Consider the following 17,955-nt stretch of genomic DNA (forward strand, 5'->3'; position numbering starts at 1 on the left):
CTCGCCTGCGACGCTTGTTCCAGGTGTGCGCCGATCGCGCACCCAGTGGAGATGCCGCATAAGCCTTTCCGGGATTGCTGCAGCGATTGTCGGATTATGCGTGGGAGGCTGTATATGAGTTTGAATCTGGGTGCGGGCGAGATTGCAGCCCGTGCCGGCACCATCATCGATAGCATGAAATCGATGGAAGGGCCGCTTTTGCCGATCCTGCACGGGATTCAGGAGGAATTCGGCTATGTGCCGCCGGACGCGCTGCCGCTGATCGCCAAGGCTCTGAATCTGTCGCGCGCCGAAGTGCATGGCGTCATGACCTTCTATCATGACTATCGCGACCACCCCGCCGGTCGCCATGTCCTGAAGCTCTGTCGCGCCGAGGCCTGTCAGTCGATGGGCGGCGATGCGATAGCAGAGCGCGTCAAGCAGCTGCTGGGCATCGATTTTCATCAGACGACGCTCGATGGCAGCGTTACGCTCGAGCCTGTCTACTGCCTCGGCCTCTGTGCTTGCTCTCCGGCCGCGATGCTGGATGGAGAGCTTCATGGCCGGCTGGATGCTGAGAGCGCCGAAGACCTCGTGAAGGAGGCGCGCCAATGACCCTGACCATCTATATCCCCCGCGATGCTGCCGCCCTTTCGCTGGGTGCGGAGAAGGTGGCGAAATCAGTCGCGCAGGAAATTGTCAAACGCGGTCTCGATGCGCGCATCGTGCGCAACGGCTCGCGCGGCATGTTCTGGCTCGAGCCCCTGGTCGAAGTCGAGATCGAAGGCAAGCGCATCGGCTATGGGCCGGTGAAGGCAAAGGATGTGTCGGCTTTGTTCGATGCCGGGCTCGCTGAAGGCGGCGGGCATCCGCTCTGTCTTGGGGAGGTCGAAAACCTCCCCTTCCTCAAGGAACAGACGCGCCTGACCTTTGCCCGCTGCGGCATTACCGATCCTCTTTCGCTGCACGATTATGAAGCGCATGGAGGCCTCAAGGGGCTGCGCCGTGCCATTGGCATAGCGGCCAGCGATATCGTCAAGGAAGTCACCGATTCCGGCCTTCGCGGCCGTGGTGGTGCGGGCTTTCCGACCGGCATCAAATGGAAGACGGTGCTCGATGCGCCGGGTGACCGCAAATACATCGTTTGCAATGCCGACGAGGGCGACAGTGGCACTTTCGCCGACCGGATGATCATGGAAGGCGATCCCTTCGTGCTGATCGAAGGCATGGTGATTGCCGGCCTTGCGACGGGGGCGACCAAGGGTTTCGTCTATACACGCTCGGAATATCCGCATGCGATCGCGGCGATGACCGAAGCGGTCGAAATCGCGCGCAAGGCCGGCATTCTCGGAGCCTCGGTGCTCGGTTCCGGCAAGGCTTTCGATATGGAGATCCGCACCGGCGCCGGCGCCTATGTCTGCGGCGAGGAAACGGCGCTCCTGAACAGCCTCGAGGGCAAGCGCGGCGTCGTGCGCGCCAAGCCGCCGCTGCCGGCGCATAAGGGCCTGTTCGACCGTCCGACCGTCATCAACAACGTGATTTCGCTCGCCTCCGTTCCCGTCATCATGGACAAGGGCGCTGCCTTCTACCGCGATTTCGGCATGGGCCGTTCGCGGGGCACGATCCCGCTGCAGATCGCCGGCAATGTCAAACATGCCGGTCTTTATGAGACGGCCTTCGGCCTGTCGCTCGGCGATATCGTCGACAAGATCGGCGGCGGCACGGCGACCGGGCGGCCGGTCAAGGCGGTGCAGGTGGGTGGGCCGCTCGGCGCCTATTTCCCACGCGCCTTGTTCGACACTCCATTCGACTATGAAGCCTTCGCGGCCAAGGACGGCCTGATCGGCCATGCCGGCCTGGTCGTCTTCGATGATACTGCCGACATGCTGAAACAAGCGCGTTTCGCGATGGAATTCTGTGCGGTCGAAAGCTGCGGCAAGTGCACGCCCTGCCGCATCGGCTCGACGCGCGGCGTCGAGACGGCCGACAAGATCGCGCGCGGCATCGAGCCGGAGAAAAACAGAGAGCTGCTAGCCGATCTCTGCAATACGATGAAGTTCGGTTCGCTCTGCGCGCTCGGCGGCTTCACGCCCTATCCCGTCATGAGCACAATGACCCATTTCCCGGAGGACTTTTCTCCGGCTCCCTTGATTGAAGCGGCGGAGTAAGAGCCATGTTCCTCGTTCCAGAAATCGATTACGGTACGCCGGCCTCCCAGTCCGAAACAATGGTGACGCTGACCATCGACGGGCAGCAGATTACTGTGCCGGAAGGCACGTCGATTATGCGTGCCTCAATGGAAGCAGGCATTGAAGTGCCGAAGCTCTGCGCCACCGACATGATCGATGCCTTCGGCTCCTGCCGGCTCTGCCTCGTCGAAATCGAAGGCCGCAACGGCACGCCGGCCTCGTGCACGACGCCCGTCGCGCCCGGCATCGTCGTGCACACGCAGACGGGCCGGCTGAAGGACATCCGCCGCGGCGTGATGGAGCTCTATATCTCCGACCATCCGCTCGACTGTCTGACCTGCGCGGCCAATGGCGATTGCGAATTGCAGGACATGGCCGGCGCGGTCGGCCTGCGTGACGTGCGCTACGGCTATGAGGGCGACAATCACGTCAAGGCGCGCAACAACGGCGACATCAATCTGAAATGGACGCCGAAAGACGAGTCCAATCCCTATTTCACGTTTGATTCCTCGAAGTGCATCGTCTGCTCGCGCTGCGTGCGCGCCTGCGAGGAAGTGCAGGGCACCTTCGCGCTGACCATTGAAGGTCGCGGCTTCGACTCGCGCGTGTCGGCCGGCATGCACGAGAATTTCATCGATAGCGAGTGCGTCTCCTGTGGCGCTTGCGTGCAGGCTTGCCCGACCGCGACGCTGACCGAAAAATCGGTGATCTCGATCGGCCAGCCGGAACATTCGGTCGTCACCACCTGTGCCTATTGCGGCGTCGGCTGTTCCTTCAAGGCGGAGATGCGCGGCGAGGAGCTGGTACGCATGGTGCCCTGGAAGGACGGCCAGGCCAATCGCGGTCATTCCTGCGTCAAGGGTCGCTTCGCCTATGGCTATTCGACCCATAAGGACCGCATCCTCAATCCGATGATCCGCGAGAAGATCAGCGACCCCTGGCGCGAAGTGACCTGGGACGAGGCCTTTGCCCATATCGCCACCGAGTTCAAGCGGCTGCAGTACCAATATGGTCGCGATTCCGTTGGCGGCATCACCTCGTCGCGTTGCACCAATGAAGAGACCTACCTGGTGCAGAAGCTGGTGCGCGCCGGCTTCGGCAACAACAATGTCGATACCTGTGCCCGCGTCTGCCATTCGCCCACCGGCTACGGGCTCGGCCAGGCCTTTGGCACCTCGGCCGGCACGCAGAATTTCGATAGCATCGAGCATTCCGATGTCGTCATCGTCATCGGCGCCAATCCGACGGATGGACACCCGGTCTTCGGTTCGCGCCTGAAGAAGCGGTTGCGCCAGGGCGCCAAGCTCATTGTCATCGATCCGCGCCGCATCGATCTGGTGCGCACGCCGCATGTCGAGGCCAGCTATCATCTGCCGCTGAAGCCGGGCACCAACGTCGCTATGATGACGGCGCTCGCCCATGTCATCGTCACCGAAGGCCTGTTCGACGAAAAGTTCATCCGCGAGCGCTGCGACTGGTCCGAGTTCGAGGATTGGGCAGCCTTCGTCGCCGAGCCGCAGCACAGCCCGGAAGAAACCGAGAAATATACCGGTGTTTCTCCGGAGCTCGTACGGGGTGCCGCTCGTCTCTTTGCCAAGGGCGGCAATGGCGCCATCTATTACGGTCTTGGCGTTACCGAACACAGCCAGGGTTCGACCACCGTCATGGCGATCGCCAACCTCGCCATGGTCACGGGCAATATCGGCCGTCCGGGTGTCGGCGTGAACCCGCTGCGCGGCCAGAACAACGTGCAGGGCTCCTGCGACATGGGTTCCTTCCCGCACGAGCTGCCGGGCTATCGCCACATCTCCGACGATGCGACCCGCGATATCTTCGAAAAGCTCTGGGGCGTGAAGCTCAACAACGAGCCGGGTCTGCGCATCCCGAACATGCTCGATGCTGCCGTCGACGGCAGCTTCAAGGGTCTCTATATCCAGGGCGAGGATATACTCCAGTCCGACCCGGATACCAAGCATGTCGCAGCCGGCCTTGCCGCGATGGAATGCGTCGTTGTCCACGATCTCTTCCTGAACGAGACGGCCAATTACGCCCATGTCTTCCTGCCCGGCTCGACCTTCCTGGAAAAGGACGGCACCTTCACCAATGCCGAGCGCCGTATCAACCGCGTGCGCAGGGTCATGACCCCGCGCAACGGCTATGCCGACTGGGAAGTGACGCAGAAGATGGCGCAGGCCATGGGGCTCGGCTGGGACTACGCGCATCCCTCCGAGATTATGGACGAGATCGCTGCGACGACGCCGAGCTTCGCTCTGGTCTCCTACGACTATCTGGAGAAGATGGGCTCCGTGCAGTGGCCCTGCAACGAGAAGACGCCGCTCGGTTCGCCGATCATGCATGTCGACGGTTTCGTGCGCGGCAAGGGCAAGTTCATCCGTACGGAATATGTCCCGACCGACGAACGCACAGGCCCGCGCTTCCCGCTGCTGCTCACCACCGGGCGCATTCTCAGCCAGTACAATGTCGGCGCCCAGACGCGCCGTACGGAGAATGTCGTCTGGCATGCGGAGGATCGTCTCGAGATCCATCCGCACGATGCAGAGCAGCGGGGAATCCGCGACGGTGACTGGATCCGTCTCAGCAGCCGCTCCGGCGACACGACGCTCAGAGCATTGATTACCGATCGCGTCGCCCCCGGCGTCGTCTACACGACCTTCCATCATCCGGATACGCAGGCAAATGTCATCACGACGGATTACACTGACTGGGCGACGAACTGCCCGGAATACAAGGTAACGGCCGTACAGGTGTCACCGTCGAACGGTCCGTCGCAGTGGCAGGTCGATTATGATGAGCAGGCGCGGCAGTCGCGCCGTATCGTCGGGAAAATGGAGGCTGCTGAGTGAGGCTGAGCGTGGGGAAACATACCCCCCTCTGTCGCTTTCGCGACATCTCCCCCACAAAGGGGGAGATTGTTGGGAGTTTGCCGGTTGTCACTCGCAAGACAATAGGCAGCGATTTCAGCAGACTGGATGTTCGCTTGAGGCAAGAGAGTGCTGCGCGTTACCAATCTCCCCCCTTGTGGGGGAGATGTCACGAAGTGACAGAAGGGGGTATTCCACACCCCGCCGGACAATGACCAAATTCACCCCCACCACCACGGTCCCCGAAACCGCACGCCGCAACGGCCTAGTTCACTCCGGTTTCCGCATCGTCCCCGAGGAAGTGCCGATCGCCTTTTCCTATGGCGGCTCGTCGCATGCGGTCATGATGGGAACGCCAGCCGATATCGAGGACTTCGCCGTCGGCTTCAGCCTGACGGAAGGCATCATTACCGATATAGATCAGATTGCAGCGGTCGAGCCGATCGAGGACGAGCAGGGGATCGATGTGCAGATCGCCTTGGTCGACGATGCCGCGGATGCGCTGCGGCTGCGCCGCCGCCACATGGCAGGTCCTGTCGGCTGCGGCCTGTGCGGCATCGAATCGATCGAACAGGCCGTGCGCAAAGTGCCGGACGTTTCCAAGGTCACGTTCTCTCTGACGCAGAAGGATATCGTCCGCGCAATCGCTCTTCTGAACGACGCTCAGCCGCTGCATCGCGAGACACGCGCAGTTCATGGCGCGGGCTTCTATATTCCGTCCGAGGGATTGCTTGCCGTGCGCGAGGATGTCGGCCGGCATAACGCGCTGGACAAGCTCTGCGGCGCGGTCATCCGTTCCGGCCATAAGGGGGCGGAAGGCGTTGTAGCCGTCACCAGCCGGCTATCGGTCGAGATGGTCCAGAAGGCGGCGATCCTCGGCAGTTCGGTACTGGTCGCCATCTCCGCGCCGACGGCGCTTGCCATCCGCACGGCCGAAGAGGCCGGCATGACGCTGGTGGCGCTGGTGCGCGGCGACGATTTCGAGATTTTCACTCATCCTCATCGCATCATTCCGGGGAGCATCGCCGATGTCGCCTAACGAAACGCCGCATGGCAAGACCGAAACAAGGCTTATCTATATGGCGAACCAGATCGCTACCTTCTTCAAGACCCAGCCGGCCAGCGAAGCGGTGGAAGGCGTCGCCACGCATATCAACAAATTCTGGGAGCCGCGCATGCGGCGTCAGTTGTTCGCGATCATCGACCAAGGGGATAGTGGGCTGAGCCCTTTGGTGCTCGAAGCGGCTGCGCTGATCCACAAGCCGGCACCGGTCGAGGAAGTTAAGTCGGCTTAGTATTCAAAAGCGGCTGCGGCTGCGTCGCGGCTCCCTCAAGCACATGGGCGGCCGGTTGCCTATGAAAAGCATCCGCGCGGCGTTTGACTGATAGCCTCGCCTCAAAACGACAGAGCCGCCCCGAGTTTTCAGGGCGGCTTCGTGTTGAGAGGGTAAGGGCGATGGCCATCATGCCGCGCGGCGCATCATCATCTCTCTGATCATCGCATCGGCGAGGCGGAATTGCGCGAGCAGCGTGTGCAGCGCGTCCGCTTCGTTGGCGAGCCTGAGGCTGGCCGCGGTGCTCTCTTCGACCATCGCGGCATTCTGCTGGGTCGTCTGGTCCAGCGAGTTGATCGCCGCGTTGATTTCCCTGAGGCCGATCGTCTGTTCCTTCGAGGCTTTGACGATAGCGGCGACGTTGGAATTGATGTCGCCAACCTGGGTGACGATCTGCTCCAGCGCCTTGCCCGTCTGGCCGACAAGGCCGACGCCGTTTTTGACATGTTCGCTCGATGTCGTGATCAGCGCCTTGATTTCCTTGGCGGCGCTCGCCGAACGCTGCGCCAGCTCACGCACCTCCTGGGCCACGACGGCGAAGCCCTTGCCGGCTTCACCGGCGCGAGCGGCTTCGACACCGGCATTCAGAGCCAGAAGATTGGTCTGGAAGGCGATGTCGTCGATGACGCCGATGATGTTGGTGATTTCGCGCGAGGATTTTTCGATCTGATCCATGGCGGCGACAGCGCTGCGTACCACCGTGCCGGATTGTTCTGCGCCGCGCTTGGTTTCGGCGACTAGACGCCCGGCTTCCTCGGCGCGCTGGCTGGAATCGGCGACCGTTGTGGTGATCTCCTCCAGTGCGGCCGCGGTCTCTTCCACGGAGGCAGCTTGCTGTTCGGTGCGTCTCGAGAAGGCTTCCGCCGAATCGCCCAGCTCGCGGGAGCCGGCGGCGATGGCGCTGGCATTGTCGCCGACGGTGGTCAGCGTCTCGGAGAGCCTGTGGATCGTGGTGTTGAAGTCGTGGCGGAGTTGTTCCATCGACGGCACGAAAGACCGGTCGAGGGTCTTCGTCAGATCGCCTTCCGACAGACTGCGCAGGGCGCCTGCAAGCTCGCTGATGGCGCTCATGCGCGAGGTAACGTCGGTCGCGAATTTCACGACCTTGTAGACCCTGCCGTCGGCGTCGACGATGGGGTTATAGGCCGCCTGGATCCAGATTTCCTTGCCGCCCTTGCCGTAGCGGACGAATTCATTGGCGATGAACTCACCTTGTGCGAGGCGTTGCCAGAAGTGCTTGTACTCGTCGGTGCGGGTATAGGCCGGCTCGCAGAAGATGCTGTGATGCTTGCCGATGATCTCGCTCAGCTGATAGCCCATGGCATTGCAGAAGTTTTCGTTCGCCGTCAGAATTTCGCCGGTAGGCAGGAATTCGATGACGGCCTGCGAGTGGGAGATCGCTGCTAGCTTGCCGACATCGTCGATCGCCTTTTTCTTGGCCTCGGTGACATCGGCGGCGAATTTTACAACCTTCACCGGCTTGCCGTTGCGGAAAACCGGGTTGTAGGAGGCTTGGATCCAGATTTCGCGATTGCCTTTCGCAAGCCGCTTGTAGGTGCCGGCATCATATTCGCCGCGGCCGAGACGCGCCCAGAAATCTTGATAGGCTGGGGTCGCGGTATAGGCCGGATCGCAGAATATCCGATGATGGTTGCCAACAATCTCCTTCAGCTCATAACCCAGCGCACGGCAGAAATTTTCGTTTGCCGTCAGAACCTTACCCTGAAGATCGAATTCGATGATGGCCTGCGATTTGGAAACGGCGGACAGAATGCGGCTGGCATCCGATGATAGGCTGAACATTCCTTTTCCCTCTCAGAGAGCTCACGCTTGCCGGGCGTCCACTTCATGGCATCGAAGCGGGCGGCCGTACACGTCGGCGCACCGCATACGGCGCTCCGCATGGGAATGGTCGGAATGTGGAGATTGTATTTTCTCTCCTCGCTTCACAATCGATGATGGAGAGGGTCCCTTAATTTTGAATGAAATTAAGCTTATTAGAAATTACAATTTAAATAAAATATAACTATCTAAAATTAGTAGGGAATAAAAAAGCCGCCACCCGAAAGGTGACGGCTTTCAAAGACGGGCGGTGCGGAAAGAGTTATGCCGCCAGTTCTTCCGTTTCATTTTCCTTGAACATTTTGGCAAGGTTCAGGAAGCAGATCATTCCGTTCTCGGTGGCGATAATACCTTCGCAATAGGCGCGGTCGAAGGAGGCGGTAACTTCCGGAACCGGCTGCACCTGGCTGGAGGCGATCGTGAGGATGTCGGAGACGCGGTCGACCAACATACCGATGACCATGTTGTGCACTTCGGCGACGACAATGGCGCTGCGCTCATTGGCGACCGTGCTCTGCATGCCGAGCTTGTAGGCAAGGTCGATGATCGGGATCACCGAGCCGCGCAGGTTCATGACGCCGATGACATCGGCCGGGGCATGCGGAATCGGCGTGGACGGCGCCCAGCCGCGGATTTCGCGGATCGTGGTGGTCTTGACGCAGAATTCCTGATCATGCAGCCGGAAGGCAATGATCTCCAGAGTTTCGCCGCTGAAGCTGGTGGAATTGATCGTGGCCATGAACGTTCTTCCCATTGAACCTTGGCGCCAAATCCGGCGCGTTCAGGTCAAGATAGAGCAAGAACATTGCTTAAACCTAAATCTGCCGACAAGGTTTTGAGGGTGCTGAGGTGTGATCCCGGCCCAATGGGCTCTGGATCACCAAGAAAAGCGCTTAGGCGGCTCGCGTCGGGCGATCGAAGATGCGGCGGCCGAAGAGGCTTGCTGCCATCTCCACGAGAACGCGCGCGCTCTTGCCGCGATCGTCGAGGAAGGGGTTGAGCTCGACGAGATCGAGCGACGAGACAAGGCTGCTGTCGGAAAGCATTTCCATGATGAGATGCGCCTCGCGGTAGGTGGCGCCGCCTGGCACCGTCGTACCGACGCCCGGTGCGATATCCGGATCGAGGAAGTCGACGTCGAAGCTGACATGCAACAGGCCATTGGCAGCGCTGACGGTGTCCAGCACCTTGCGCATGATGGCGGCGACGCCCTGCTCGTCGAGGGAGCGCATGTCGAAGACGTTGACGCCGTGCTCGCGGATTTCCTCGCGCTCGCGCGGATCGACCGAGCGGATGCCGACCTGGAAGACCTTCGTCGGGTCCACCAGCGGCCGGCCGGCCTGCAGAACATTGGCTATTTCCGCCTCGCCGCAAAAGAAGGCGACAGGCATGCCGTGGATATTGCCCGACGGCGAGGTCGCCGGCGAATTGAAATCGGAATGCGCGTCCAGCCAGAGGACGAAGAGCGGCCGGCCAACCTCCGCCGCATGGCGCGCCATGCCGGAAACGCTGCCCATGGACAGGCTGTGATCGCCGCCGAGGATCAGCGGGAAGCCGCCGGACGATGCGACATCGTAGACTTTCGCTTCCAGCGCGCGCGTGAAGGCGCCAACGATCTTCAGATTATGGGCGCGCGGATCGTCAGGCAGATCGGCTGCTGGAGCGGGGCGAAGGTCGCCACTGTCCGTCACACGATGGCCGAGTTCGATCAGCGTCGTCTCGATGCCGGCGATGCGAAGCGCCGTCGGACCCATGCCGGCGCCGCGTCGGCCCGAACCTTCTTCAAGGGGAACGCCGATCAATGTGATGGGGGTGGATTGCGTATTCATCGGCATTGCTCCGAAGGTTAGAGGCTGTCGGGTCGGCATTATTCATTTTTCGCATGACAGCAAAAAGATGGAAATTTGTCGAATTTTGATTGTCTTTCGACAGATTGTTCAATCCGAATTGCCAGAATGGCAAGCATATGGATGACCCTGCCATTCGACGAAACGCTCCGCCTGCGCAGGATGATCGGCTGCCATCAACACGGCTGAGTCCAATATTGCTGCAGGTCAGCAGAATGGATGTTGCAACTCAATACTCGTGTTCATAGACGATGCCGGCTTCGCCTGCGCCGTCCGATCCGGCCGCACCGCGCAGCTTCACGCCGCGCCCGACGTCGAGATTGATGATCGCCTTGGTGTTGTTGGAGGCGCCTTGCTGCAGCTCGATGTACGTACGCTTGTTGATATACTTGCCGGCGCCGACCTGCGCCTGACCGTTCGAGTCAGTCGAAATATCCAGATCGTCGACGCCGAGATGGCTGCGCAGGCCCTCGAACAGCGAGGTGGAGCGGCCGCCAGCCAGCTGGCTTGCGGCATCGGCGAGCTGGGCGATCTGCATGGCGGATAGTTTCGACATGGACTGGCCGAAGATCAACTGCGCCAGGACTTCGTCCTGCGGCAGGGCGGGCGAGGAAGAGAAGCCGATCTGCGGATCGGTGGCGAGACCGGTGACATCGACGGTGATCGTGGTGGAGCCCGCCGAGGATGTCGCCTCCATGTTAAGCGCCGGTGTCAGGTCGCCCCCGAAGGAGATCTTGCTGGTATTGGTGAAATCCAGCCGACGGCTCAAGATGCTGAGGCGCCCGCGCCGCATGGTGAAGCCGCCGGACACGATCGGCTCAGCGGCCGTGCCGCGTACCGTGACGCTGCCACCGAGCTCGGCGTCGATGCCGCGACCGCGCACGAAAATCTGCGAGGGAGCGTCAAGTTGCAGGTCGATGCCAAGGGTCGTCGATTTGCTTCGCGGCCCCTCCGGCTTCTGATCCTTGAACTGGGCATTGACCGCGGCGGACGCATTCTTATGCTTGATATTGATCTCGGAAAGCGATGCCGGCAGCTTTTCAGGCACGGTGATCGATGCCTTGTTGATCCTGAGATTGCCTGTCAGCATTGGCGCGGTCATCAGCGGCCCCTTGACGCCGAGCGTGCCGTTGACGGTCGCGGTCACCAAGGTCCCGTCGATATAGGTTGCATTGTTGAACTTCACCTGGATATCCGCCGGGAAGCCGCTATCCGGCGCAATACCGACCGTGCCGCTGCCCGATATGCTGCCGCCGCTGGTCAGATTGCCGCTCAGCCGTGAAATGACGGCCTGCTTGCCATCGAGCGTTACGGTCACGGCGAGGCCGTTGAGCGTCAGGTTGCGGCGAACATCGACAAGCTTGGCGCCGTCGGTGGAAATCGAGCCGGTAATGGCCGGTGCTGCGGTGGTGCCGCCGATCTGCATGTCGATCCTGGCGGTACCCGTCATGACAAGGCCCTGTGCGGCGAGCTGGCCGGCAAGGGCGTCGAACGGCAGATTGCCAGCGAACTTCAGCGCCATGGCCTTGTTGCCGGCGATCGCGACCGTGCCGCCGCCATTGAGCGCCAAGCCGCTCTGGCCGGTCAGGTTCGTATTGATGGTGACGACGTTGTCGGCGAACTTGCCGTCTGCCTTGATGCCGAGCGGCGCAAGGCCGGCGGATTTCGTCTGGCTGGTGGCGGCGCCCGACCAGTTGGTCTGGAATGCCACGACAGGGGAGGTGGCCTTGCCGGTGACCGTCACCGTGCCGGAGATGACGCCCTCGGCTGATAGCGTCGGCGCGAAGACATTGGCAAGGCTTGCCGGCAGGTTGGCAATCTTGGCATTGATGTTCAGGGCCTGACCGGCAGAGCCATCGACGGTGACGGAGCCGCCGCCCGTCTGAAGGGTCAAGCCGTTCAGCACCGCGGCACCGTCCTTGATGACGATCTTTGTGGGAGCTGCGAGCTTCACCGGTATCGTCCGCGGTGCGCCGGCGAAGGCGTCGAGGCTGACGGTGGTCTGGCCGCCAGCCGTCTCAACGCTGCCGCGCGTCGTCAGCGGTGCATTGTCATAGGCCGATTTCAGATCGAAGTTCGTGCGGCTGCCTTGTTGGGTGAAGGTCAATGCCAGATCGGCGATGCGGTTGGCGCCGGAGGCGATGGTGTCGGCGCGGATGCTGCCATTCGCCGAGAAGGCCTTAAGATCGTCCACAGTGAGTGCCACGGCCGGCTTGCTGATGACCAGATCGTCACGACGGATGCCGTTGCCATCGGCATTCACCTTGAGCCCGATCTTGCCGCCGACGCTGGAGATATCGAGCGAGCCTTTGAGGTCTCCCTCGGCCTTCTGGCCTGCAAGAGCCGCGAGCAGGCTGAGATCGGGCAGGTTGAAGGTCATCGCACCGGTGGGCTCGAAGCTCGGCGAAAGGTCCAGCTTGCCTTGCAGCTTGTTGGTACCGATTTCGGCTGATAGCGACGGAATGCTCGTGCGGCCGTCCTTGGAAACGGCATCGGCGGTGATGCGGATCGGCTTGGCGTCGATCGCGCCGGTTGCCTGGATATTCGCTTGCGGTGCCTTGGGGTCGGCCGTTCCGGTCACGCCGATATCAAGCGTATCCAGGAGCCGTCCCGCCAGCTTGACGTTGACGGCCTTGGCCGTCGCGTCGATGCCGAGCGCGGTAAGTTGACCCTTGGTCTTGAGACCGATATCGGCCTGCCCCTGCGCATTGGGGATGAGCTTGGAAAGATCGAGCAGCTTGCCTGAGAGATCTGAAGTCAGCGTCTGACCGTTGAGCGCGACATTGCCGCTGATCTCGGCGACGTTGGATTTCACGGCGAGCTTGGAGAGCGTTATCTTGGTCGGCACGGTGCCGGCGACCTGGCCCTCCAGCGAGATGGTTCCCTCGAACTTGTTCGATATGCCGTCGGGCAGCACCCCGGGCAGGGCGAACAGCTTGAAATTGCCCGTCAGTGCCTTCGACGACAGCGTGTATTTGCCGTTGACGGTGCCGCCGATGCTGGCGCTTTCCAGCGTCGTGTTGTTGAAGCCGATAGTATCGGGCGAGAGCTGCAACGGCGCCGTCAAGGCAATGGGTGCCCGGATCAGGCGATTGAGATCGGCGCTGATGAAAGCTGTTTGACCGACGACGAGGCGGAGCTGCAACGGGCCGGACATGCCAGCGAGATTGAAGGCATCGCTTCTGGCGCTGAGATTGACCTGGCCAATCTGGCCCTGCGGTGTGCTGACGCTGTCGAGCCCGGCCTTTGCGTCGATTTTCACCGATTGGGCCGCGCCGGTCAGCGCGATATCGACCCGCGAAATCAGGGCGCGGACCTCGCCATTCTCCATCGGCCAGCGGAAGTCGACAGGGCCCGATGTGCCGAGCAGATTGGCATTGAGGCTGTTATTGCCGGCAGGATCGAGCGTGCCCGATGCGGCAAGAACGGCGCTGCCGGTGGCAAGATTGCCGGTCTGAATGTCGATCTTGCCCTTGCCGTCGAAAGTTGCCGAGACATCGATGGTCGTCTGGCCGGCAAAGAGAGGGCGCATGGTCGGGGGCAGCAGCGAGTCGACGTTGCCGCCGCCCTTGACGTCTATATGGTGCAGGCCATCGGCCGAGAGACTGTGATGGCCGCTGATCGCAACCGTCGGCTTGCTGTCGAGTGTTGCCTGCAGCTTGCCGGCCCAATTGGAGAGAGGTCCCTCGCCCGAAAGGTCTATATTGATGGCCGGGCCGCCCGGCAGGTGCAGAAGGCTGGCCAGCATGCCGTCGCGCGGCTCGGAGATCCGGGTCTTCAGCTTCAGCTGGTTTTCGGCCGGCGCGAAGGCGACATCGGCGGAAAGCTTGGCATCGGGCACATCATGGCGGCTGGCATCGAGCGTGAGGCCCATGCTGCTGCTGTTTGCCTTGACGCTACCGTTGGCGGTCAGAGCTAAATCCTGGCCTGCCACAGCTTGCCCGACGCGCAGATCGGGCAAGGCGATAGCGTCGATATTGATGGCGATGGGTAGCGAAAAGCCGCCGCTGCTTGTTGTCTGCGTTTCCTGCTTGGGTGCTGCCGTCGAAACCGGCAGGCGCTGGAAGTCGATCACATCGGCTGCAACGCGCTCCGCATGGAAGGTACCCGTCAGCAGAGAAAGCGGAGACCAGTCGACGGCGAGGTTCTGTACCTTGGCGTAGATACCTTTCGTATCGGAGACGGTGATCGAACCGGCTCTCAGATTGCCGTTCAGCAGGCCGGAGGGCGCGGCGATGACGATGGTGCGGTCCGGCGTCGAGGCGAGCTTGGCCACCTGGTCGACGGCATAGCTTGTTGCAGAGGGTACCATGCCGACGACGAGCACCGCCGCAATCACGAGCAAAAGGATCGCTACCGCCGCATAGGCTATCCAGCGCACCAGCTTCCCGAGAATTCGAATCAATACGCTCATGAAAGCAACAGTAGCCTCAATTTTGTAGCCGTGCGCTGAAATGCCCGCGACAACTCTGCGGTTTGTCAGAAGGCCTGGCCGATACCGGCATAGATACCATAGGCCGTGCCGTTGTTGTACTTGTTCAACGGAACGGCGACGTCCAGCCTGATCGGGCCGAACGGAGTGGCGTAGCGCAGACCGACGCCGGCGCCCATGCGCAGATCTGAGGCGTCGGGCAAGGCGCCGTCGGTGACGCTACCCACATCGATGAAGGGCACGACGCCGATCGTATCGGTGATCTTCACACGTGCTTCCAACGAAGCCGTCACATAGGAACGTCCGCCGAGCGCATCCCCTTTGGAATTATAGGGCGTGATTTCCTGATAGCCATAGCCGCGCACCGAACCACCGCCGCCGGCATAGAAGCGCCGGGTGGCGGGAATGTCCTGGATGCTGTTTGCACCCAGCAGCGAGCCGGCGGCAAGCTTGCCGGCGAAGACGACATTGTTGTTGGCGCCTATGCCCTTATAGCCGGTGATCGAACCCTCGAAGGAGCTGAACACCGTGCCGCCCATCGACTCGTAGCTCGGCTTGGCGCTAATGGAGGCGCGAAAACCTTCGGTGGGATCCAGCTTGTTGTCGCGCGTGTCGCGGACATATTCGAGCGGGATCGCGACCGTCAGATATTTCTGCTTTCCGAAGGCGTCGGTCGTGTCGGCCTCATAGGAGACTTCGCCGCCGCCAGAGACCGTGTCCTGATCGTTGATTTCATAGGCAAGGCCGGCGCTCGCAGTCACAGTATTGGCGTCATAGGCGTCCGGGTGCAGGCTCTGCATCTTCAGGCCGGCGGTGAAGGTCGCCGACGGGTAGAAGGTTGCCGGCCGGACGTAGGTAATGCCGGCGGTATAATCGAGCTGGCCGACATCGGTGGTTTCGCCGATGCGCGATACCGATCCTTCGATGCGCAGCGTATCCGCGCGCCCCGTCAGATTGCGATGCCCCCAATAACCCTGCAGGCCGAAGCCGTCGATGGTGGAATATTGCGCTCCGACGCCGAGGAAGCGCTGTTTGCCCTCGGATACCTCGATGGTTGTCGGGATGCTGCCGTCCGGGGCCAGCTTGTCCGCCTCGCGGATGGTGACGCTGGAGAAGACGCCGAGTTTTCTCAAGCGGTCCGACGCTTTTTTCAATTCGTCGGGCGAATAGGGCTTGCCTTCATTGATGCGGGCATAGCGCTTGATGAAATCCGGATCGACCGATTTCTGGCCGGTAACGCCGACATTGCCGAAAGGCGCCACCGGGCCGCTTTCGACTTTGAGCGAGACATCAACCGTGTTCGTCGCGTGGTCGGCAACGACGTCGCGCTTGTCGAGCTTGGCAAGGGGATGCCCTTCATTCTTGAAGTCGGCAACCATCTTGTCAGCCGCCTTGAGAATGTTCAGGGAACCGGCATCGCCACCATGCGCTAATCCATAACGGGTAGGATCCAGCCTGCTGGCATCGCCAAGCAAGGTGACCCTGCCGAGCTTGAAGAGAGGGCCCGGTTCGACGCTGATGGCAACGGCAACAGGTTTGGAGCGGCCGAAGGTGGGCGTCGGCGGCAATGCATCGAGAGGCGTGCCATTGACGGTGATGGTCACTACACCGCCGTAGCGTGCCTTTTCATAGAGGGCGGCGATCAGCCGGTCGCGATCGTCGCGCGCTTTCACGACAACGCCGAGGTCGCCGGATACGGGCTTGTCCTTGTCGGAAACCAGCATGGAGCTGCGCTCCAGGGCTTCCTTCAGGTCCTTATCGAGATTATCCGCCTTGAAATCGACCGCATAACGAACGGGATCGGAAACCTGATCCGTCGCTTCGTCTTCACCCCAAAGCTTTATTCCGAAGAGCTTGAAAGCAAAGGCATTTCCGGCGCACACCGGACCGAGCGCAATCGTTGCCGCAACCGCTGCCACGGTTCCTGCCTGCCGATACGCAATACTCTTCTTCGGTTCAGTTCTTTTATGCATACGCCGCTTTACGGTTACATGAGAACTTACTCAGCTTGACGTTTCCCCCAGGTTAACGCGCGGTCACCATAGAGGCAAAAGTGCCTCAGGTGTACCGTTTTGGAGTCAAAACCTGGAAAATATGACCACTATGAGTGGAAATTGATAGGTTTCCCGCGGGTTTCCGGCTTGTTCGCTCAGGTGTCAGGCGTGCACAAAGGGCGCCGCCGCCATGCCGGCATTTGACGCTGTCGCATTGCAGCCGCGACGTTTTTTCGCTCGGCCGGAATCAAAAAGCCCCGGACTTGCGGTCCGGGACTTCGATATCCGAAACAGGGATGGATCAGTAGCCGCCGTATCCGCCGCCGTAGCCACCACGATAGCCGCCGCGCGGGCAATCGTCGATGTAGCGACGGCCGTAGCGGTCGCGGTAGTAGCACTGGCCGGGCTGTTCCTGGACGCTGCCGATAACGGCGCCGGAAACACCGCCGATCGCTGCGCCGACTGCGGCGCCGCGCACGTTACCGGTGACAGCGCCGCCGATGATGGCGCCGGATGCTGCGCCGATGCCTGCGCCCTGTTCGGTCGGCGTGCAGCTTGCGATAGACAAGCCGACCAATGCGAGCATAAGAACTTTTTTCATTTACTCTCTCCAACGTTAGTTAAGCCGAACCCCGGCCAACGTCGTCCCTATTCTTCAGCTCCACCACGATGGGCTGTCTTTTCAGTCCTGCAACTACGAAAAAATATCGTGCAAAATATGATTGTCCATTGGGCTTGAACAGTTTTTTTATTGGCGAGCAAAGCTGGCCTCGTATTCGGACAATAAAACAATCGATGCCACGTAGAAAATCTGCCGCCCTGCTAAAGTAGAGGTTGATTGGACTACAAAAAAGTCAAATGATGCCTTCTGCCTCTGGAGGAGAGGCGAGGAGGAAAATATGGCAAAAGTGACTTTGACGGTGAATGGCCGTCCGGTCAGCGGCGAGTGCGAGGATCGCACGCTGCTTGTCCATTTCATCAGGGAAAAACTCGGCCTCACAGGAACGCATGTGGGCTGCGACACCAGTCAGTGTGGCGCTTGCGTCATTCACATGGATGGCAAGTCAGTGAAGAGCTGCTCCATCCTGGCCGTTCAGGCTTCCGGCTCCAAGATCACAACCATCGAGGGTCTGGCTGCCACCGGCGAGCTTCACCCCGTTCAGGCCGCCTTCAAGGAGCATCATGGCCTGCAATGCGGCTTCTGCACGCCGGGCATGGTGATGACATCCGTCGACATGATCAATCGTCACGGCGGAGCGCTGGACGAAAAAACGGTGCGCAGCGAGCTCGAAGGCAATATCTGTCGGTGCACCGGCTATCACAACATCGTCAAGGCGGTGCTGTCGGCCAATGCCGTGATGAACGCCGCCAAGCAGGCGGCCGAATAGAGTTTCACCGAGACCGTCTGGCGAAACGCCAATGATCGTCGTCTTGGCGTGGTGTCAGGCCCGCAACC

The 17,955-nt window shown here is 61.0% G+C and carries 12 protein-coding genes; 6 read left to right on the plus strand and 6 right to left on the minus strand.

The window, feature by feature from the left end; all coding sequences use genetic code 11:
* The first annotated feature begins 174 nt into the window (after positions 1-174).
* The 5 genes from QD409_RS09600 to QD409_RS09620 all read left to right on the plus strand — a co-directional run bounded on the left by QD409_RS09600 (position 175) and on the right by QD409_RS09620 (position 6,345).
* On the plus strand, positions 175-594 hold the full coding sequence (locus tag QD409_RS09600) for a formate dehydrogenase subunit gamma (RefSeq protein ID WP_430762595.1): 420 nt from the start codon (positions 175-177) through the stop codon (positions 592-594).
* Positions 591-2,147, plus strand: a complete 1,557-nt coding sequence (locus QD409_RS09605; RefSeq protein ID WP_430762540.1) for a formate dehydrogenase beta subunit — start codon at positions 591-593, stop codon at positions 2,145-2,147. The genes QD409_RS09600 and QD409_RS09605 overlap by 4 nt, the downstream gene beginning before the upstream one ends.
* 5 nt (positions 2,148-2,152) lie before the next feature.
* Positions 2,153-5,032 carry a formate dehydrogenase subunit alpha gene (gene fdhF, locus QD409_RS09610; protein ID WP_092849912.1) on the plus strand — a complete coding sequence of 960 codons (2,880 nt, stop codon included), beginning with the start codon at positions 2,153-2,155 and terminating at the stop codon, positions 5,030-5,032.
* A 229-nt stretch (positions 5,033-5,261) separates the two neighbouring features.
* The gene (fdhD, locus tag QD409_RS09615) at positions 5,262-6,089 is read left to right on the plus strand and encodes a formate dehydrogenase accessory sulfurtransferase FdhD (RefSeq protein ID WP_092849921.1); all 828 of its coding nucleotides are present in this window, start codon (positions 5,262-5,264) and stop codon (positions 6,087-6,089) included.
* Positions 6,079-6,345 carry a formate dehydrogenase subunit delta gene (locus QD409_RS09620; protein WP_092849939.1) on the plus strand — a complete coding sequence of 89 codons (267 nt, stop codon included), beginning with the start codon at positions 6,079-6,081 and terminating at the stop codon, positions 6,343-6,345. The genes fdhD and QD409_RS09620 overlap by 11 nt, the downstream gene beginning before the upstream one ends.
* A 168-nt stretch (positions 6,346-6,513) precedes the next feature.
* Here the strand turns inward: QD409_RS09620 and QD409_RS09625 are convergent, their stop codons facing one another.
* The 6 genes from QD409_RS09625 to QD409_RS09650 form a co-directional block, all read right to left on the minus strand.
* Entirely contained in the window at positions 6,514-8,187 is a 1,674-nt protein-coding gene (locus QD409_RS09625; RefSeq protein WP_430762541.1) for a methyl-accepting chemotaxis protein, read from the minus strand.
* 301 nt (positions 8,188-8,488) lie between these two features.
* Positions 8,489-8,965 carry a chemotaxis protein CheW gene (locus QD409_RS09630; protein WP_092853645.1) on the minus strand — a complete coding sequence of 159 codons (477 nt, stop codon included), beginning with the start codon at positions 8,963-8,965 and terminating at the stop codon, positions 8,489-8,491.
* 154 nt (positions 8,966-9,119) lie between these two features.
* A complete protein-coding gene (rocF, locus tag QD409_RS09635; RefSeq protein WP_430762542.1) occupies positions 9,120-10,055 on the minus strand; it encodes an arginase in 936 nt (311 codons plus the stop codon).
* Positions 10,056-10,302: 247 nt separating this feature from the next.
* Positions 10,303-14,487: a translocation/assembly module TamB domain-containing protein gene (locus QD409_RS09640; RefSeq protein ID WP_430762543.1), complete on the minus strand. Its 4,185-nt coding sequence runs from the start codon at positions 14,485-14,487 to the stop codon at positions 10,303-10,305.
* A gap of 65 nt (positions 14,488-14,552) precedes the next feature.
* Positions 14,553-16,478 carry an autotransporter assembly complex protein TamA gene (locus QD409_RS09645; RefSeq protein WP_430762544.1) on the minus strand — a complete coding sequence of 642 codons (1,926 nt, stop codon included), beginning with the start codon at positions 16,476-16,478 and terminating at the stop codon, positions 14,553-14,555.
* A 322-nt stretch (positions 16,479-16,800) separates the two neighbouring features.
* Positions 16,801-17,100 carry a glycine zipper domain-containing protein gene (locus QD409_RS09650; RefSeq protein WP_069612891.1) on the minus strand — a complete coding sequence of 100 codons (300 nt, stop codon included), beginning with the start codon at positions 17,098-17,100 and terminating at the stop codon, positions 16,801-16,803.
* A 298-nt stretch (positions 17,101-17,398) separates the two neighbouring features.
* On the opposite strand from QD409_RS09650, the gene QD409_RS09655 reads away from it, so the two are divergent.
* Positions 17,399-17,887 carry a (2Fe-2S)-binding protein gene (locus QD409_RS09655; protein WP_430762545.1) on the plus strand — a complete coding sequence of 163 codons (489 nt, stop codon included), beginning with the start codon at positions 17,399-17,401 and terminating at the stop codon, positions 17,885-17,887.
* Positions 17,888-17,955: the final 68 nt, after the last annotated feature.

The sequence above is a fragment of the Rhizobium sp. BR 315 genome (assembly GCF_050577975.1).
Lineage (GTDB): Bacteria > Pseudomonadota > Alphaproteobacteria > Rhizobiales > Rhizobiaceae > Rhizobium > Rhizobium miluonense.